This is a genomic window from Aeromonas sp. QDB20 (assembly GCF_027707805.1).
Taxonomy (GTDB): domain Bacteria; phylum Pseudomonadota; class Gammaproteobacteria; order Enterobacterales; family Aeromonadaceae; genus Aeromonas; species Aeromonas dhakensis.
Map to the genome: position 1 here is coordinate 87947 of NZ_JAPCJC010000004.1, position 16256 is coordinate 104202.

General features: G+C 60.8%; 17 protein-coding genes. 11 read left to right on the top strand and 6 right to left on the bottom strand.

Annotation, left to right across the window (positions count from 1 at the left end; genetic code table 11):
• Positions 1 to 95 precede the first annotated feature (95 nt).
• The 5 genes from PG897_RS06145 to PG897_RS06165 form a co-directional block, all read right to left on the bottom strand.
• Positions 96 to 1475 carry an AmpG family muropeptide MFS transporter gene (locus PG897_RS06145; protein ID WP_017781862.1) on the bottom strand — a complete coding sequence of 460 codons (1380 nt, stop codon included), beginning with the start codon at positions 1473 to 1475 and terminating at the stop codon, positions 96 to 98.
• An 87-nt stretch (positions 1476 to 1562) separates the two neighbouring features.
• Positions 1563 to 1892: a hypothetical protein gene (locus tag PG897_RS06150; protein ID WP_017764090.1), complete on the bottom strand. Its 330-nt coding sequence runs from the start codon at positions 1890 to 1892 to the stop codon at positions 1563 to 1565.
• Positions 1893 to 2008: 116 nt separating this feature from the next.
• On the bottom strand, positions 2009 to 2560 hold the full coding sequence (locus PG897_RS06155; protein ID WP_043171097.1) for a peptidylprolyl isomerase: 552 nt from the start codon (positions 2558 to 2560) through the stop codon (positions 2009 to 2011).
• A 15-nt stretch (positions 2561 to 2575) separates the two neighbouring features.
• Positions 2576 to 3148, bottom strand: coding sequence for a YajG family lipoprotein (locus tag PG897_RS06160; RefSeq protein WP_010634807.1), 573 nt, complete (start codon positions 3146 to 3148; stop codon positions 2576 to 2578).
• Positions 3149 to 3177: 29 nt separating this feature from the next.
• Entirely contained in the window at positions 3178 to 4320 is a 1143-nt protein-coding gene (locus tag PG897_RS06165; RefSeq protein ID WP_201885087.1) for a methyltransferase, read from the bottom strand.
• A 192-nt stretch (positions 4321 to 4512) separates the two neighbouring features.
• On the opposite strand from PG897_RS06165, the gene PG897_RS06170 reads away from it, so the two are divergent.
• From PG897_RS06170 to nqrM, 9 genes are all read left to right on the top strand, one after another.
• Positions 4513 to 4821, top strand: coding sequence for a BolA family protein (locus PG897_RS06170; RefSeq protein ID WP_005303561.1), 309 nt, complete (start codon positions 4513 to 4515; stop codon positions 4819 to 4821).
• A 441-nt stretch (positions 4822 to 5262) separates the two neighbouring features.
• Entirely contained in the window at positions 5263 to 6606 is a 1344-nt protein-coding gene (locus PG897_RS06175) for a Na(+)-translocating NADH-quinone reductase subunit A (protein WP_005303554.1), read from the top strand.
• A 3-nt stretch (positions 6607 to 6609) separates the two neighbouring features.
• Entirely contained in the window at positions 6610 to 7839 is a 1230-nt protein-coding gene (locus PG897_RS06180; protein WP_005303550.1) for an NADH:ubiquinone reductase (Na(+)-transporting) subunit B, read from the top strand.
• Positions 7829 to 8617 (top strand): Na(+)-translocating NADH-quinone reductase subunit C, encoded by a 789-nt coding sequence (locus PG897_RS06185; protein ID WP_005303548.1) that lies wholly within the window; start codon positions 7829 to 7831, stop codon positions 8615 to 8617. The genes PG897_RS06180 and PG897_RS06185 overlap by 11 nt, the downstream gene beginning before the upstream one ends.
• The gene (locus tag PG897_RS06190; RefSeq protein WP_005303545.1) at positions 8610 to 9242 is read left to right on the top strand and encodes an NADH:ubiquinone reductase (Na(+)-transporting) subunit D; all 633 of its coding nucleotides are present in this window, start codon (positions 8610 to 8612) and stop codon (positions 9240 to 9242) included. Before PG897_RS06185 ends, PG897_RS06190 begins: the two co-directional genes overlap by 8 nt.
• A gap of 3 nt (positions 9243 to 9245) precedes the next feature.
• Positions 9246 to 9842 (top strand): NADH:ubiquinone reductase (Na(+)-transporting) subunit E, encoded by a 597-nt coding sequence (gene nqrE, locus PG897_RS06195; RefSeq protein ID WP_017764094.1) that lies wholly within the window; start codon positions 9246 to 9248, stop codon positions 9840 to 9842.
• Between the two features lie 17 nt (positions 9843 to 9859).
• Positions 9860 to 11083, top strand: a complete 1224-nt coding sequence (gene nqrF / locus PG897_RS06200) for an NADH:ubiquinone reductase (Na(+)-transporting) subunit F (RefSeq protein WP_005303535.1) — start codon at positions 9860 to 9862, stop codon at positions 11081 to 11083.
• Between the two features lie 3 nt (positions 11084 to 11086).
• On the top strand, positions 11087 to 12127 hold the full coding sequence (locus tag PG897_RS06205; RefSeq protein ID WP_005303533.1) for an FAD:protein FMN transferase ApbE: 1041 nt from the start codon (positions 11087 to 11089) through the stop codon (positions 12125 to 12127).
• An 11-nt stretch (positions 12128 to 12138) separates the two neighbouring features.
• Positions 12139 to 12363 (top strand): (Na+)-NQR maturation NqrM, encoded by a 225-nt coding sequence (nqrM, locus tag PG897_RS06210; RefSeq protein WP_005303529.1) that lies wholly within the window; start codon positions 12139 to 12141, stop codon positions 12361 to 12363.
• Positions 12364 to 12443: 80 nt separating this feature from the next.
• On the opposite strand, the gene PG897_RS06215 is transcribed toward nqrM, so the two are convergent.
• A complete protein-coding gene (locus PG897_RS06215; protein WP_201885086.1) occupies positions 12444 to 12665 on the bottom strand; it encodes a hypothetical protein in 222 nt (73 codons plus the stop codon).
• Positions 12666 to 12796: 131 nt separating this feature from the next.
• On the opposite strand from PG897_RS06215, the gene dinB reads away from it, so the two are divergent.
• Positions 12797 to 13849, top strand: a complete 1053-nt coding sequence (dinB, locus tag PG897_RS06220) for a DNA polymerase IV (protein ID WP_201889585.1) — start codon at positions 12797 to 12799, stop codon at positions 13847 to 13849.
• Positions 13850 to 13917: 68 nt separating this feature from the next.
• On the top strand, positions 13918 to 16059 hold the full coding sequence (locus tag PG897_RS06225; RefSeq protein WP_126882376.1) for a methyl-accepting chemotaxis protein: 2142 nt from the start codon (positions 13918 to 13920) through the stop codon (positions 16057 to 16059).
• The last annotated feature ends 197 nt before the right edge of the window (positions 16060 to 16256 follow it).

Here is a 16256-nt window from a genome sequence, read left to right on the forward strand (position 1 = left end):
GATTCTAGCCAAATAAATTCACCGGATAAACCAGCACCAGGGAACTTTATTCGGAAGTGTGAATCTAATCACCCCCAATTTTACGCAAACGCTTGCTATTTGTCCGATTGCGGTAACAAGGCACTTCCTCGTTTGGCAACCAACACGATCAGGATCAGCACCGGAATGCCAAGCAGGCTGGTGCTGATGAAGAAGCTGCTGTAGCCGAACTGCTCGACGAAGCGGCCGGAAAAGCCCGCCAGCAGCTTGGGCAGCAGCAGCATCACCGAGCTGAACAGGGCGTACTGGGTGGCTGAGAAGGCCACGTTGGTCAGGCTCGACAGATAGGTGACGAAGGCGGCTGTGGCGATGCCGGCACTGAGGTTGTCCAGCGAGATGATCAGGGTCAGCAGCTCGAGGTTGTGGCCCACCTCATTGAGCAGGGCAAACAGCAGGTTGGTGCTGGCGGTGAGCAGGGCGCCGAGGAACAGGATGCGCAGGGTGCCAAAACGCATCACCAGCACGCCGCCGAGGGCGGCCCCCACCAGTGTCATGATGACCCCGTACACCTTGGTGATGGTGGCCACCTCGGTCTTGCTGAACTGCATGTCCACATAGAAGCTGTTGGACATCACCCCCATCACCACGTCCGAGATGCGATAGCAGGCGATGAGCCCGAGGATCAGCAGGGCGGAGCCGCCGTAACGGCGAAAGAAATCGGCGAACGGACACCAGATGGCCTCGTAGCTCCAGGCACCGAGACCGGCCAGCCCCGCCGGCCAGCCACGGGCGAGCAGCAGGCTCTTGCGGGCCGCCTGTTGCTCATTCTGGGCGGCAAGATCGATGACGGGTTCGTGGCAGAACAGGGTGGTGATGACGCCGAGGGACATCAGCCCCGCCATCAGCAGATAGGTGAGCTGCCAGCCGCGATAGTCGTAGCCGTCGTTGCTGCCGAGCCAGGCGGCCAGCGCCAGTGCGCCGGCCCCGGCCATGATCATCGCCAGCCGGTAACCAGTCATGTAGGAGGCCGCCATGGCCGCCTGCAGCCGCTCGGGGGCCGACTCGATGCGATAGGCATCGATGACGATGTCCTGGGTGGCGGAGGCGAAGGCCACCAGCAGGGCAAACAGGGCCAGCTGGGCGAGCTGGGTCTTGGGATCGCAAAAGGCCATGCCCACCAGCGAGGCGGCGATCAGCAACTGGGAGAAGAGCATCCAGCTGCGGCGCCGGCCCAGCCAGCGGGAGAGCAGTGGCAGCGGCAGCCGATCCACCAGCGGTGACCACAACCATTTGAAGCCATAGGCCAGCGCTACCCAGCTCATGTAGCCGATGTCGGTCAGGCTGACATCCGCTTCGCGCAGCCAGAACGAGAGGGTGCCGAACACCAGCAGCAGCGGCAGGCCGGAAGAGAACCCCATGGCAAACAGGATGAGAACCCGAGTCTCAAGGTAGACGGCGAGCGAGTCTCGCCAGCTCGGTGTACGGACAGTGTTCAAATACCTGACTCCTCTGGGAAAATTGCGCCATTTTGTCAGGTTCGGGTTGGATAGCCAAGGCAAGCCGGGCAGGGGAGGGCACTATATTCAGGGGCGCAGGCCGATGCAGTGGCGCGGCAGCGGCCCGTCCGTGGTCAGGAAATTGGCGCACTCCATCAGCTGCAGGCGCAGCCAGACGTCGGCGATGATCTGCTGTTCATCCCACTGATGCAGGCTGTGCAGCAGGTGCCAGAACACCCCCTCCTGCTCGGAGGCCGGGGTCTTGTCGGCGGGGACATGGGGCAGATCCTGCCAGTGGGACAACAGCTGCCAGCTCAGATCTTCCAGCTGCTGATAGGGGATCTCTCGTGCCAGAAAGTGACGAACCGTCTGGGCCAGCGGGATGGCGTGCTGGGCGATGTAGTCGTTGCAAGTCACCGGAACCTCCTTCTCCTCTCGTGGGCCTGGCCCCGGATATCGGGGCAAGGCCAGAGTATAGAAAGGGGCGCCGGCGACCCGGACCGCGGGGATGACGGATTGTGATCCGCTCCGCGTTATTTGTCCGCCAGCAGGATCACCTTCTTCAGGATGATGGGGCTGGTGGGCACGTCGTTGGCACGCAGGATGGGGCTGTAACCGGTCTGCACCTGGGCCAGCTTGTCCAGTACCTCCATGCCCTGCACCACCTGGCCGAACACGGTGTAACCGGCGCCGGCATTGGCGTTGAGGTTGTTGTTGTCGACCAGGTTGAAGTAGAACTGGCGAGTGGCGCTGTCGACCGCCTGGGTGCGGGCCATGGCGATGCTGCCGCGCTTGTTGGGCAGGCCGCCCTTGGACTCGTTGACCACGGGGTCGAAGGTGGGCAGTTGCTGGAACTGCTGGTTGTAGCCGCCCCCCTGCACCACAAAGTCCTGGATCACCCGGTGGAAGATGCTGCCGTCATAGCTGCCATCGGCTACGTAGCGCAGGAAGTTCTTCACCGTCTGCGGCGCCTGCTTGGAGGCCAGCTCCACCACTATGTTGCCGTGGTTGGTCTCCATCCTGACCTTGGGGCCGGCGAACGCCAGCGGGGCGATCAGCATGGCCAATAACCAGAGTTTTTTCATTTATTCGCTCCTTGCTCAGCTCGGCTGACCCTTGAGATAACCGCGCAGGGCGGTGTCAGCCATGATCTGCTGCAGTACGCTGCCCAGCTGCTGGTTCAGGGTGGACTCCAGTTCGGCCATGCTCGGCTCGCCCGGGCCTTCCTTGCTGGAGGACATGTTGAACTGTTTGGTCAGCTTGCTGCCCTGGAAGTCGGCGATCACCTGCAGGCTGACGCGGGACTTGGTGACATAGGTGAAGGTCTTCTCTTCTACCGTGACCGCGGCAGTGGAGATGGCCAGAGTCAGGTTGGTGGTGCCGCTGTTGCCTACTTCCAGGCCCTGGCTGCGCAGCCCTTCGGCGAGCTTTTCCGCCAGCAGGCTGTTGAGGGGCTGGCTGCTGTTGACCAGTACCGCGGCCTTCTCTTTTTTCTTGATGGAGAAGACGTAGGCGGCTTCACGCTTGTCCACCCCTTCCAGGGTGATGCGGTTGCCCGAGTAGTACTGCTGGTTGGAGGGGATCACCTGTGGATTGAGCAGGGCGCTCTCCGGCCAGTGAGTCGCACAACCACCCAGCATCAGGGCGGCCAGCAGCAAGAGTGACTTTTTCATCATGGGTTTCCTTTCGCGTTTGATGGCGTTTAACGTTTGATGGCTTTCAAAATAACGAATTTGCTGTTCGACGCAACGACTTGTGCGTTGGCGAACAGGCGCTTGAGCTTGTTGTGATAGTCCAGATGACGGTTGCCCACTATCCAGAGTTCCCCCCCTTTGGGCAACAACCGGTGGGCGTCGCTGAACATCTGCCAGGCGATGTGGTCGGTGATGGCCTGCAACTGATGGAACGGCGGGTTGCAGAGGATCCGATCCGCCGAACCGGCAGGCACGCCGTCGAGACAGTTGTTGACCATAAAGTGGGCGCGGGGCAGGGCCGCCGGCAGATTGTGCTCGACGTTGAGCCGGGCCGAGGCGACCGCCATGCGGGACTCGTCGACGAAGGTGACCTCCACCTCGCTGTCGCGCGCCAGCAGGGAGAGCCCCAGCACGCCGTTGCCGCAGCCCAGATCGATCACCTTGCGGGCGCTGTGGATCGGCAGATTGTCCAGCATGAAGCGGGCGCCGATATCCAGACTGGTGCGCGAGAACACGTTGGCATGGTTATGGATGAGCATGTCGGTGCCCTCCAGTGGCCAGACCGTGGGGAAGGGGTTGGCCAGCGCGGGACGCTCGGCGGGCGCAGCGGCTGGAGTGCAGTGAATGAGGCGCGCCTTCTTCCAGGCCAGCGAGGTGCGGGTCGGCCCCAGGTATTTCTCAAACAGCGCCAGGGTGGAGGTGTGGATATCCTTGGCCTTGCCGGCGGCGATGACGCGGGTAGCGGGGGTAACGACCCCGCTCAGGGCCAGCAGTTGCTGCTCCAGCAGCGCCTGATACTTGGAGACCTTGATCACCACCAGTGCAGGGGCATCGGGCAGGGACGCCAGCGCATCCTGCAGGCGGATGGCCGCGGGATCCAGGCCGTTCTCTGCCAGGTTGGCCAGGGTAGCCCGCTCGCTGATGTGGGAGTCGGTGACGCAGACAGGGGCATGAGGGTGCAGATAGGCGGCCAACGCGCCGAAGCCGTCGTTCATGATGATGACGGGGCCATCCTGCTCGAGGGGCTCCTCGGCCAGGGTGTTGATCAGATACTCGTCGGCGGCATCCCAGGCCTGCAAGGGATCCTGCTGCTGACGTGGATAGCGATACAGGGTCAGGCGACAGTGGGCCGTGTCGAGAAGGGTTTGCATAGGCGAATTGTCCAGCTGAGTCATGTAACGGGCCCCGGTGGGGCGCAAAGTGGCGCTATTCTAGCGGGGGCGGAGAATTTCACCAGCCCGGCAGGGCTGCAAGCGGGATTTTCCCGCACCGCCCGATTTCGTCATCCGGCCAACCCTGGCTACAATGGCCGGACATCCATTTTGGGAGTTTTGCTCGTGACCATGCAACAACAGATCGAGGCCAAGCTGGCCGCCGCCTTGTCCCCCAGCCACCTGGAAGTGATCAACGAGAGCTACATGCACAGGGTGGCGCCGGGCTCGGAGAGTCACTTCAAGGTGGTGGTGGTGAGCCAGGCGTTTGAAGGGCAGCGCCTGCTGGGGCGCCATCGTCAGGTCAATGCGGTGCTGGCCGACGAGCTGGCGGGGGCCATTCATGCATTGGCGCTGCATACCTATACCGAGCAGGAGTGGCAACAACGGGAGCAGGCACCGAGCACCCCCAGCTGCGTCAGCAAAAACGGACTCTCTTAAGACTATTGACGAATTGATTACTCAATCTTCGACCAGTTAACAATTTCAAAACCTGTTTCGGCGACGTTTCGTACTCATGAGGGGAGCGTCGCCCTCCCACCGCGCCATCAAGATTTCTAATCCTTTTTCGAACATAAAAATTATTACCTATTTTGGGGTAATGATGGCTAACTCGAGGCAGCGCCTGAGGTTTCACGAGAAAAAGCGACGCGATTAAATTGCGATGATTTTGTGATAGAGCGGGGATTTTCCCCATTTTGCATGGCAGGAAACTTGCCATAGGTGGTAAACTCAGGCGCTTTTGAATGACTCTGTATGTTGCTGATTTGTTTATTTCTTCGACATCTTGCCGCAACATCAACGGGCTCATTCAACAACTCGTCGTGATGTATTTCTCGGCGCTAACCAACCTGTCTTCCCTTAACGGTAGTGCAAGTGAGTATGATTACAATTAAAAGAGGACTGGACATCCCCGTGCTGGGTGCTCCGGAGCAAGTAATCTACGATGGCCCGGCCATCACCCGTGTTGCTACACTCGGCGAAGAGTTCGTGGGGATGCGTCCTACTATGTTTGTCAAAGTAGGTGATCGCGTCATTAAAGGTCAGGAGCTCTTCGAAGATAAGAAGAATCCCGGCGTTAAATTCACGGCCCCCGCCACCGGTGTGGTTTCAGAGATCAACCGTGGTGCCAAGCGCATTCTGCAATCCGTTGTCATCGATATCGATGGGTCCGACGAGCAGGTGACCTTCGAGCACTTTGCCTGTGCCGAGCTGCCTAAGCTCGAACGCAGCAAGGTGCAGGAGATCCTGGTCGCGTCCGGCCAATGGACTGCGTTGCGTACCCGCCCGTTCAGCAAGGTGCCAGCCGTGGGTTCCACCCCGCGTGCCATCTTCGTCACCGCCATGGACACCAACCCGCTGGCCGCCGATGCGGAGCTGATCATCAAGGAACAGTCCCAGGCGTTCCTCGACGGTCTGGCCGTGCTGACCCGCCTGACCGATGGTTCCGTCTATGTCTGCAAGGGCGAAGGCAGCCTGCCGCACGCTTCCCTGGCGCAAGTCAAGGAAGAGGTGTTCGTCGGTCCGCACCCTGCCGGCCTGCCCGGTACCCACATCCACTTCCTGGACCCCGTCGGTGCCAAGAAAGTGCAGTGGCACATCAACTATCAGGACGTGATCGCCTACGGCAAGCTGTTCACCACCGGTCAGATCCATACTGACAAGGTGATCGCCTTGGCCGGCCCGAACGTCATCAAGCCGCGTCTGCTGCGTACTCGCATGGGTGCCTGCATCAGCCAGCTCACCAACAACGAGCTGCGTGCGGACGAGAATCGCGTCATTTCCGGTTCCCTGCTGAGCGGTGCCAAGGCTGAAGGGGTCCATGACTACCTGGGTCGCTACCACAATCAGGTCAGCGTACTGGGTGAAGGTCGCGAGAAAGAGTTCCTGGGTTGGGTCAATCCCAGCGCCAGCAAGTTCTCCATCACCCGTACCACCCTCTCTCACCTGGTGAAGGGCAAGCTCATCAACTTCACTACCACCACCAACGGTAGTGACCGCTCCATGGTGCCTATCGGCAACTATGAGCGCGTGATGCCGCTCGACATCCTGCCGACCCTGCTACTGCGGGATCTGGTCTCCGGCGATACCGACAATGCGCAAGCGCTCGGCTGCCTGGAGCTGGATGAGGAAGATCTGGCGCTCTGTACCTTCGTCTGCCCCGGCAAGACCGAGTACGGCCCGATCTTGCGTGAGTGCCTGACCAAGATTGAACTGGAAGGTTAAGCGATGAGTTTCAAGCAACTTCTTGAAAATATGGAACATCACTTCGAGCCGGGTGGCAAGTACGCCAAGTACTATGCCCTGTTCGAAGCGGCGTACACCCTGTTTTATACCCCGGGTTCCGTGACCCGCAATGCCGCCCACGTCCGTGATGCGATCGATCTGAAGCGGATGATGATCATGGTGTGGCTGGCCGTGTTCCCGGCCATGTTCTGGGGCATGTACAACGTCGGCAACCAGTCCATCGCCGCGATTGCCCATCTGGGTACGGCCGCCGGTGCCGGCAGCTGGCAATATGCCCTGGCTACCCTGTTGGGTGCCTCCCTGGATCCGGCGGTGGCCGGCGTCGGCAGCAAGATGCTGATCGGTGCGGCCCACTTCTTCCCGATCTACATCACCGTCTTCATCGTCGGTGGTTTCTGGGAAGTGCTGTTCGCCATGGTGCGCAAGCACGAGATCAACGAAGGCTTCTTCGTGACCTCCATCCTGTTCGCGCTGATCGTGCCGCCCGAGCTGCCCCTGTGGCAAGCTGCCCTGGGTATCACCTTCGGCGTGGTGCTGGCCAAGGAAGTGTTCGGTGGTACCGGCAAGAACTTCCTGAACCCGGCGCTGGCGGGTCGTGCCTTCCTGTTCTTCGCCTACCCGGGTCAAATCTCCGGTGATGCGGTCTGGGTTGCCGTCGATGGCTACTCGGGCGCAACCGCGCTGAGCCAGTGGGCCCAGGGCGGCCAGATGGCGCTGATCAACGGTGCCACCGGCCAGAGCATCAGCTGGATGGACGCTTTCCTTGGCAACCTGCCCGGTTCCATCGGTGAAGTCTCCACCCTGATGATCCTGTTGGGTGCGGCCATGATCGTCTACATGCGCATCGCCTCCTGGCGCATCATCGCCGGCGTGATGATCGGCATGGTAGCGACCTCCCTGCTGTTCAACGTCATCGGTTCCGACACCAACCCCATGTTCAACATGCCGTGGCACTGGCACCTGGTGCTGGGTGGTTTCGCCTTCGGTATGGCCTTCATGGCGACCGACCCCGTCTCCGCTGCCTTCACCAACAAGGGCAAGTGGTGGTACGGCGCCCTGATCGGCGTGATGGTGGTGCTGATCCGGGTCGTGAACCCCGCCTTCCCGGAAGGCATGATGCTGGCCATTCTGTTTGCCAACCTGTTTGCCCCCTTGTTTGACCATTTCGTGGCACAGGCGAACATCAAGCGGAGGATCGCTCGTGGCGTTTAATAAAGACTCTACTACCGGCACTCTCGCCGTAGTGACCGGTCTGTGTCTGGTCTGCTCCATCGTGGTCTCCGTGGCCGCCGTGGGTCTGCGTCCGGCCCAGCTGGAAAACAAGGCGCTGGACAAGCAAAGCAACATCCTGTCCGTCGCCGGCGTCGACATCAGCGCCGTGGCCAAGCGTGACCTGGCCAAGCTGTATGGCGACAAGATTGAAGCGCGTCTGGTGGATCTGGCCACCGGTGAATTCGTTGACGGCGATGCCGACAACTTCGACACCAAGGTCGCCGCCAAGGATCCTGCCCAGAACATTCGCCTGGCTCCGGCCGACGACAAGGCCGGTCTGCGTCAGATCTCCAAGCTGGTCCCGGTGTTCTTCGCCAAAGATGCCGAAGGCAAGGTCGACAACATCATCCTGCCGATCTACGGCCAAGGTCTGTGGTCTACCATGTATGCGTTCGTAGCGGTCGCGGCCGATGGCCAGACCATCAAGGGCATCACCTACTACGACCACGGTGAAACCCCGGGTCTGGGTGGCGAAGTCGAGAACCCGGCCTGGCGCGAGCTGTTCGTCGGCAAGAAGCTGTTCGACCAGAACGGTCAGCCTGCGCTGCGGGTGATCAAGGGTCATGCTCCGGCTGGTTCCGAGCATGAGATCGACGGTCTGTCCGGCGCGACCCTGACCGGTAACGGCGTACAGCATACCTTCGACTTCTGGATGGGTCCCAAGGGTTTCGGTCCTTTCCTGGCCAAGGTTCGTGCAGGAGAAATCAACAATGGCTGACAAGAGCGAAATGAAAAAGTTGCTGTTGACGCCTGTGCTCGGCAACAACCCCATCGCACTGCAGGTGCTGGGTGTCTGTTCCGCGCTGGCCGTTACCAGCCAGATGAAGACTGCGTTCGTGATGACGCTGGCCGTTACCGCGGTCACCGCCTTCTCCAACCTGTTCATCTCCCTGATCCGCAACCAGATCCCGAACAGCGTGCGGATCATCGCCCAGATGGCGGTGATTGCCTCGCTGGTTATCGTGGTTGACCAGGTGCTCAAGGCGTATGCCTACGACATCTCCAAGCAACTGTCGGTGTTCGTCGGCCTCATCATCACCAACTGTATCGTGATGGGCCGTGCCGAAGCCTACGCCATGAAGAGTGCCCCGCTGCCCTCCTTCCTGGACGGTATCGGCAACGGTCTGGGTTATGGCGCCGTGCTGCTGACCGTGGCCACCGTGCGTGAAATCCTGGGCTCCGGCACCTGGTTCGGCATCGAACTGCTGCCGCTGGTGAACAATGGTGGCTGGTATGTGCCGAACGGCCTGCTGCTGCTGCCGCCGAGTGCGTTCTTCATCATTGGTCTGATCATCTGGGGCGTACGCACCAAGGATCCCAAGCAGGTGGAGGCGAAGGATTAAGGTATGGAACACTATATCAGTCTGTTGATTCGCTCGATCTTCATCGAGAACCTGGCGCTCTCCTTCTTCCTGGGGATGTGTACCTTCCTGGCGGTGTCCAAGAAGGTCAAGACCGCCATGGGCCTAGGTGTCGCCGTTATCGTGGTTCAGACCGTGGCCGTGCCGGCCAACAACCTGATCTACAACTACGTGCTCAAAGACGGTGCCCTGGTGTCCGGTCTGGATCTCAGCTTCCTGAGCTTCATCACCTTCATCGGGGTGATCGCGGCCCTGGTGCAGATCCTGGAGATGGCGCTGGACAAGTACTTCCCGGCCCTCTACAACGCGCTCGGTATCTTCCTGCCACTCATCACAGTGAACTGCGCCATCTTCGGTGGCGTCTCTTTCATGGTGCAGCGTGACTACAACTTCGTTGAGTCCGTGGTGTATGGCGTGGGTTCTGGAGCCGGCTGGATGCTTGCCATCGTGGCGATGGCGGGGATCCGCGAGAAGATGAAGTACTCCGATGTTCCGGAAGGCCTGCGCGGTCTCGGCATCACCTTCATCACCGCGGGTCTGATGGCGCTGGGCTTCATGTCCTTCTCTGGTATTTCCCTGTAATCGGAAAGGAAATATAGATGGAAATTATTCTGGGTGTGGTCATGTTCACCGTGATCCTGCTGGCCTTGGTGGCAGTCATTCTGTTCGCCAAGTCCAAGCTGGTGACCGCCGGTGACGTGACAATCAGCATCAACGGCGACCCGGCCAAGGCTGTGACCAGCCCGGCGGGTGGCAAGCTGCTCGGCGTGCTGGCCGGCAGCGGTATCTTCGTCTCCTCTGCCTGCGGCGGCGGTGGCTCCTGTGGTCAGTGCAAGGTACGGGTGAAATCCGGGGGCGGCGACATCCTGCCGACCGAGCTCGATCACATCAGCAAGGGCGAAGCCCGTCATGGCGAGCGTCTGGCCTGTCAGGTCACCGTCCGTTCCGACATGGACATCGAGCTGCCGGAAGAGATCTTCGGCGTGAAGAAGTGGGAATGTACCGTCATCTCCAATGACAACAAGGCCACCTTCATCAAGGAGCTCAAGCTGCAGATCCCCGATGGCGAGAGCGTGCCGTTCCGCGCCGGTGGTTATATCCAGATCGAAGCGCCTGCCCACCACGTGCAGTACAAGAACTTCGATATTCCTACCGAATATCGCGGTGACTGGGATCGCTTCAAGATCTTCGAGCTGGAGTCCAAGGTCAACGAGCCGATCATTCGTGCCTACTCCATGGCCAACTATCCGGAAGAGTTCGGCATCATCATGCTGAACGTGCGGATCGCGACCCCGCCGCCCAGCAACTGGACTGCCCCTCCCGGCCAGATGTCCTCCTACATCTTCAGCCTGAAGGCGGGCGACAAGGTGACCATCTCCGGTCCGTTCGGCGAGTTCTTCGCCAAGGACACCGACGCGGAAATGGTGTTCATCGGTGGTGGTGCCGGTATGGCGCCGATGCGTTCCCACATCTTCGATCAGCTGCGCCGCCTGAAGACCAAGCGCAAGATGAGCTTCTGGTACGGTGCCCGTTCCAAGCGCGAGATGTTCTATGTCGAAGACTTCGACATGCTGCAGGCCGAGAACGACAACTTCCAGTGGCACGTCGCCCTGTCCGATCCGCAACCGGAAGACAACTGGGACGGCTACACCGGCTTCATCCACAACGTGCTGTTCGAGAACTATCTCAAGAACCACGAGGCGCCGGAAGATTGCGAGTTCTACATGTGCGGTCCTCCCGTGATGAACGCTGCCGTCATCAACATGCTGAAAAACCTCGGCGTTGAAGACGAGAACATCCTGCTGGATGACTTTGGTGGTTAATCAATGCACAGTGTTGTAAAGACCTGGCTAGCCTTCGGGCTAGCCTTTTTCTTGACTGGGTGCGGTCAGGAACAAACGGTCCAATCGAAGCCGGAGATCCACATCACCGGCAGCACCATGGGTACCTACTACTCCATCAAGGTGGCGGACAACGTTATCACCGATCCCGCCAAGTTCCAGGCCGAAGTCGATGTGCTGCTGGAGCGGGTGAACGATCAGATGTCGACCTACCGGCCGGACTCCGAGCTGTCGCGCTTCAACCAGCACCGCAGCTCGACGCCCGTGGTGGTCTCCCGCGATACCGCGCGGGTGGTGACCGAGGCCATTCACATTGGCCGTGAGAGCCGCGGGGCGCTGGACGTCACCGTCGGCCCCTTGGTCAATCTGTGGGGCTTCGGGCCCGACGCGCGCCCGACCAAGACGCCGTCTGACGAGCTGATCACCCAGACCCGCCAGAAGACCGGGCTCGGCAATCTGCACGTGATCACCTCCGTCGATGCCGATACCCTGCAAAAGGACATCCCGGATCTCTACGTGGATCTCTCCGCCATTGCCAAGGGCTTTGGCGTCGACAAGGTGGCCGAGTATCTGGAGTCCCTGGGTTCGCGCAACTATCTGGTTGAGATCGGCGGCGAATTGCGGATCAATGGCGTCAACGGCAAGGGTCACCCCTGGCGCGTCGCCATCGAGAAACCGACTGCCAACGCCGGCTCGGTGCAGGAGGTGATAGTGGCGGGCGACAACGGGGTGGCGACCTCGGGCGAGTACCGCAACTATTACGAGCTGGACGGCAAGCGCTTCTCCCATACCATTGATCCCATGACCGGCAAGCCTATCCAGCACCGGATGGTGTCGGTGACCGTGATCCACCCCTCCTGCATGACTGCAGACGGGCTGGCGACCGTGTTCATGGTGCTCGGACCCGAGAAGAGCCTGGCCTACGCCAAGGAGCGGGGGCTGGCCATTTTCGTGATCACCAAGACGGATGAGGGTTTCGAGGAGTCTTACTCCGATGCCTTCAAACAGTATCTGGTTAGAAAATAAAGGGCGGTAACATGCAGATTTTTTTGATCACCTTCGGGGTGTTTCTGGTGGTAGTGGTGGCCATGGCCATCGGCTACATCTTCCAGAAGAAGACCATCTCCGGCTCCTGTGGCGGACTTGGCAGCATAGGTATCGAAAAAGAGTGTGATTGCCCGGAACCCTGCGACAACCGCAAGAAGAAGATGGCCAAGGAAGAGGCCCGTCGCAAGATGCTGGCCGAGAACCGGATCATCTGAGCGGGCAGGGGCTCTCGCACCCATGTCGAACGCAAAACGGGCTGACCCTGGGGTCAGCCCTTTTTTTTTATGGCGAGCGCTCAGTAGTCGTAGCGCTGGCACTCCTTCTTGTTGAATTCGGCCCGCCAGCGTGCCAGCTCCTCCTGTGTACCTAGCTCGTCCCCCTGTTTGATGGCCTTCTCCAGCGCCTTGATGCGCTCGTGCAACCAGCTGCACTCGGCGGTCGGATTGTCCTTGCCATTGCTCTGCTGCGGCAGCAGCAGGCAGAGCCCCAGAGCCAACCCCGGCCAGACTCCCTTCATCTCATTCTCCTTGTGCGATGGATTATAAATGGTGCCTTAAGAGTCTATGTCGGCCCGTCATTTCATGCCGATGGCAGAAATGACAACACTGGGTTAGCATAGGCAGGTTACCTGTTTATTCGTACAGTGGTATGCGCAAGATCATTCACATCGACATGGACTGCTTCTATGCCGCGGTAGAGATGCGGGACAACCCGGCCCTGCGCGAGGTACCGCTGGCCATCGGTGGCTCGGCGGACAGGCGCGGTGTCATTTCGACCTGCAACTATGTGGCGCGTCGCTTCGGGGTGCGCTCCGCCATGCCGAGCGCCCTGGCACGCAAGCTCTGCCCGCCGCTGGTGCTCATTCCCGGCCGGATGGCGGTCTACAAGGAGGTCTCCCGCCAGCTGCGGGCCATCTTTCTGCGCTACACCGAGCAGGTGGAGCCGCTCTCCCTCGATGAGGCCTATCTCGACGTGACGATGAGCCCCTGCTGTGACGGCAGTGCCACCCTGATGGCCCGCGAGATCCGTGCCGCGATCAACGCCGAGCTGGGGCTGACCGCCTCGGCCGGGGTGGCGCCGAACAAGTTTCTGGCCAAGCTCGCCTCCGAGCAGCGCAAGCCGGACGGCCTGTTCGTGATACGGCCGCAGGAGGTGGATGAGTTCGTGCGCCAGCTCCCCCTCGGCAAGCTGCCCGGCATCGGTCGCAAGACCGCGGATCGGCTGGAGTCGCTCGGCCTTTACTCCTGCGAAGATGCCCGTCAGCTCGGCAATGAGGAGCTGATCGCCCGGTTCGGCAAGCTCGGGGAGATGCTGGCCGGGCGGATCTGGGGCCACGACGAGCAGCCGGTACAGGCTCAGCGGGTGCGCAAGACCATAGGGGTGGAGACAACCCTGGCCAGCGACGTGCTGGATGAGGCCGCCTGCTGGCAGGTGCTGAGCCGGCTCATTCCCGAGCTGGAGCAGCGATTCTCGGCCAGCCACGGCAAGGAGCAGTTGATGGGGCAGGGGATCAAGCTCAAGTTTGCCGATTTTCAGCAGACCACCGTCTATCGGCGCGGGGGTTACCAACCGGAACGGTTTCACGATCTGTTGCACGAAGGTTTGCTGCGGGCACAGGGCAAACCCATTCGGCTACTGGGATTGGTAGTCGGCCTGCCGGCGGCCGGCGAAGTGAACCAACTTGCCCTGGATTTAGCGTGATAAGGTTAAGTTTTTGTTTCTAAAACCGATACACTGATCACATCAGTATGAAGCTAGGAAATGGTGGCATGAGTTCTCTTTCTGTTCAGGGGCGGATCACCCTGATCGCCGGTTGTTGTTTGTTGGCCAGTGCCGGTGCCCTGGTGGCCTCTTCTCTCTTCAGTGCTGCCAACATGCAGGATCAGGTGCTGACTTCTACCACGGCGGAAGCCCAGAGTGCGGCCGAAAACTGGATGAAGGCGATGGGCTCGGAGCAGGCGGCCAAGGTGACCAGTTATCTGGACGAAGCTTACTTCCGGGCGACCCTGCTGGGCCAGGGGATCCTGTTCCAGCGCAAGAACGCGGCCGACAATTTCGGCTCCTCCGAATCACTGCGTACCGCCGTCAACCAGCAACTGCATGACGCGGCAGCCTCCTCCGATCACCTGCTCGGCGTCTATGCGGTGTTCGAGCCGGACCAGCTCGACGGCGAAGACAGCAACTACCACGGCTCCAGCGCGCTGGGCTCCAACGATCAGGGGCGTTTCTCCACCTACTGGGCGCGGGTCGACGGCAAGATTGAACCCGAGGTGCAGGACGAATCCGTGCTGGCGGACGAGAGCCCGACCGCGGCCGGCGGGGTGGAGAACGAGTGGTATCGCTGCAGCATTCGCAGCAAGGCCCTCTGTCTGCTGGAGCCTTATCTGGACGATGTGGGGTCGCAAAAGGTATTGATGACCTCGGTGACCGTGCCTCTGCTGGAGCAAGACAAGCTGCTCGGCATGGTCGGGGTCGATATCTCGCTGACCGCGCTGCAGAGTCTGGTCAAGGAGATGGATCAGGAGCTCTATGAGGGGCAGGGCAAGGTGCTGCTGGTGAGCAGCCAGGGCCGTGTTGCCGGGGTGGATGGCTTCGACGTCACCCTGGGCAGTCCGCTCGGTCAGCAGTATCAGACCCTGACGGCCGCCTTGCAGGGCTGGCTGGGCCAGGGGCAGGTGGCCAGTCGCTGGAGTCCGGACGGCAACCTGCTGCAGACCTTCGTACCGGTCAAGATGCGCGGTACGGAACAGAAATGGGGCATCTACATCGAGCTGCCGCGCAGCGTGGTGCTCGCCTCAGCCCTTCAACTGCAGGAGGATCTCTCCGGCCAGGCCAGCCGCAGCGTGATGACCCAGCTGCTCATCGGTGGCCTCATCTCGGCGGTGGCGCTGATCTGCATCTGGCTGATGGCCCATCAGATAGTGGCCCCCATCCGCGCCGTGGTGGCCCGTCTCAAGGACATTGCCAGCGGCGAGGGGGATCTCACCCAGCGCATCGAGCTGCGCCGTGACGACGAGATTGGCGAGCTGGCCAAGTGGTTCAACAGCTTCTTGAACAAGCTGCAGAGTACCATCAGCCAGGTCATAGATACCGTTGCCGGCACCCGGGCCAGCGCGGAGCAGGCGGCCAGCGTCGCCGAGCGCACTAGTGCCGGCATGCAGGCTCAGTATCAGGAGGTGGACCTGGTGGCGACCGCGTTCGAGGAGTTGAGCGCTACCGCCCTGCAGGTGGCCAGCAACGCCAACTCGGCGGTGGCCGCTGCCAACGAGGCCGACACGGCGGCGCAGGAGGGCAAGTACGTGGTGGCCGACACCCAGGAGGCGATGCGCAAGCTGATGGCGGTGATCAGCGATGCCAAGCCGGTGGTGGAGCACCTGTCAGCCAACAGCGAGAACATCAACGACATCCTGGTGGTGATCCAGGGGATCGCCGAGCAGACCAACCTGCTGGCGCTCAACGCCGCCATCGAGGCGGCGCGGGCCGGCGAGCAGGGCCGTGGTTTTGCGGTGGTGGCGGACGAGGTGCGCAATCTGGCGGGCCGCACCCAGAACGCCATCGTCGAGATCCAGACCCTCATCGGCCAGCTGCAATCCGGCACCGAGGCGGTGGTGAAGGCGATCATGACCGGCCACGGTCAAGCGGATCTGACGTTGACCAAGGTGGACCTGTCGGTCAGCGTGCTGGAGCAGATCATCCACGCGGTCGGCACCATTCATCAGATGAACGAGCAGATCGCCAGGGCGGCGCAGGAGCAGAGCGGGGTGGCGGACGAGATCAATCGCAACGTCAGCAACATTCGCGATGTGAGCCACACCATCCGGGCCGAGGCGGCCAGCTCCGCCGAAAATGGTCGCGAGCTGTCGGCGCTGGCCGACAAGCAGCAGCAACTGGTGGGGCAGTTCAAGGTATAGGGATAAGAAAAAAGGCGCCTTCCAACCGGAGGCGCCAAACACATTCAGATGACAGACTGGGTTAAATCGGTCCGATTTAAGCCCCTCTTCCCGCAGAGGAAGAAACACAACACCACAATCGCACTCCAGAGACTCACAAAAATCACATGTAAACCAACATGGAAGAGAAAAAGTGAGCCATATGGCAACGGATTGCG

What these genes read in the sequence shown, in the direction of transcription:
- PG897_RS06155 (WP_043171097.1), bottom strand. Translation starts at nt 2,560, where the DNA reads ATGAAAAAACTCTGGTTATTGGCCATGCTGATCGCCCCGCTGGCGTTC.
- PG897_RS06160 (WP_010634807.1), bottom strand. Translation starts at nt 3,148, where the DNA reads ATGAAAAAGTCACTCTTGCTGCTGGCCGCCCTGATGCTGGGTGGTTGT.
- PG897_RS06165 (WP_201885087.1), bottom strand. Translation starts at nt 4,320, where the DNA reads ATGCAAACCCTTCTCGACACGGCCCACTGTCGCCTGACCCTGTATCGC.
- PG897_RS06170 (WP_005303561.1), top strand. Translation starts at nt 4,513, where the DNA reads ATGCAACAACAGATCGAGGCCAAGCTGGCCGCCGCCTTGTCCCCCAGC.
- PG897_RS06175 (WP_005303554.1), top strand. Translation starts at nt 5,263, where the DNA reads ATGATTACAATTAAAAGAGGACTGGACATCCCCGTGCTGGGTGCTCCG.
- PG897_RS06180 (WP_005303550.1), top strand. Translation starts at nt 6,610, where the DNA reads ATGAGTTTCAAGCAACTTCTTGAAAATATGGAACATCACTTCGAGCCG.
- PG897_RS06190 (WP_005303545.1), top strand. Translation starts at nt 8,610, where the DNA reads ATGGCTGACAAGAGCGAAATGAAAAAGTTGCTGTTGACGCCTGTGCTC.
- nqrE (WP_017764094.1), top strand. Translation starts at nt 9,246, where the DNA reads ATGGAACACTATATCAGTCTGTTGATTCGCTCGATCTTCATCGAGAAC.
- nqrF (WP_005303535.1), top strand. Translation starts at nt 9,860, where the DNA reads ATGGAAATTATTCTGGGTGTGGTCATGTTCACCGTGATCCTGCTGGCC.
- PG897_RS06205 (WP_005303533.1), top strand. Translation starts at nt 11,087, where the DNA reads ATGCACAGTGTTGTAAAGACCTGGCTAGCCTTCGGGCTAGCCTTTTTC.
- nqrM (WP_005303529.1), top strand. Translation starts at nt 12,139, where the DNA reads ATGCAGATTTTTTTGATCACCTTCGGGGTGTTTCTGGTGGTAGTGGTG.
- PG897_RS06215 (WP_201885086.1), bottom strand. Translation starts at nt 12,665, where the DNA reads ATGAAGGGAGTCTGGCCGGGGTTGGCTCTGGGGCTCTGCCTGCTGCTG.
- dinB (WP_201889585.1), top strand. Translation starts at nt 12,797, where the DNA reads ATGCGCAAGATCATTCACATCGACATGGACTGCTTCTATGCCGCGGTA.
- PG897_RS06225 (WP_126882376.1), top strand. Translation starts at nt 13,918, where the DNA reads ATGAGTTCTCTTTCTGTTCAGGGGCGGATCACCCTGATCGCCGGTTGT.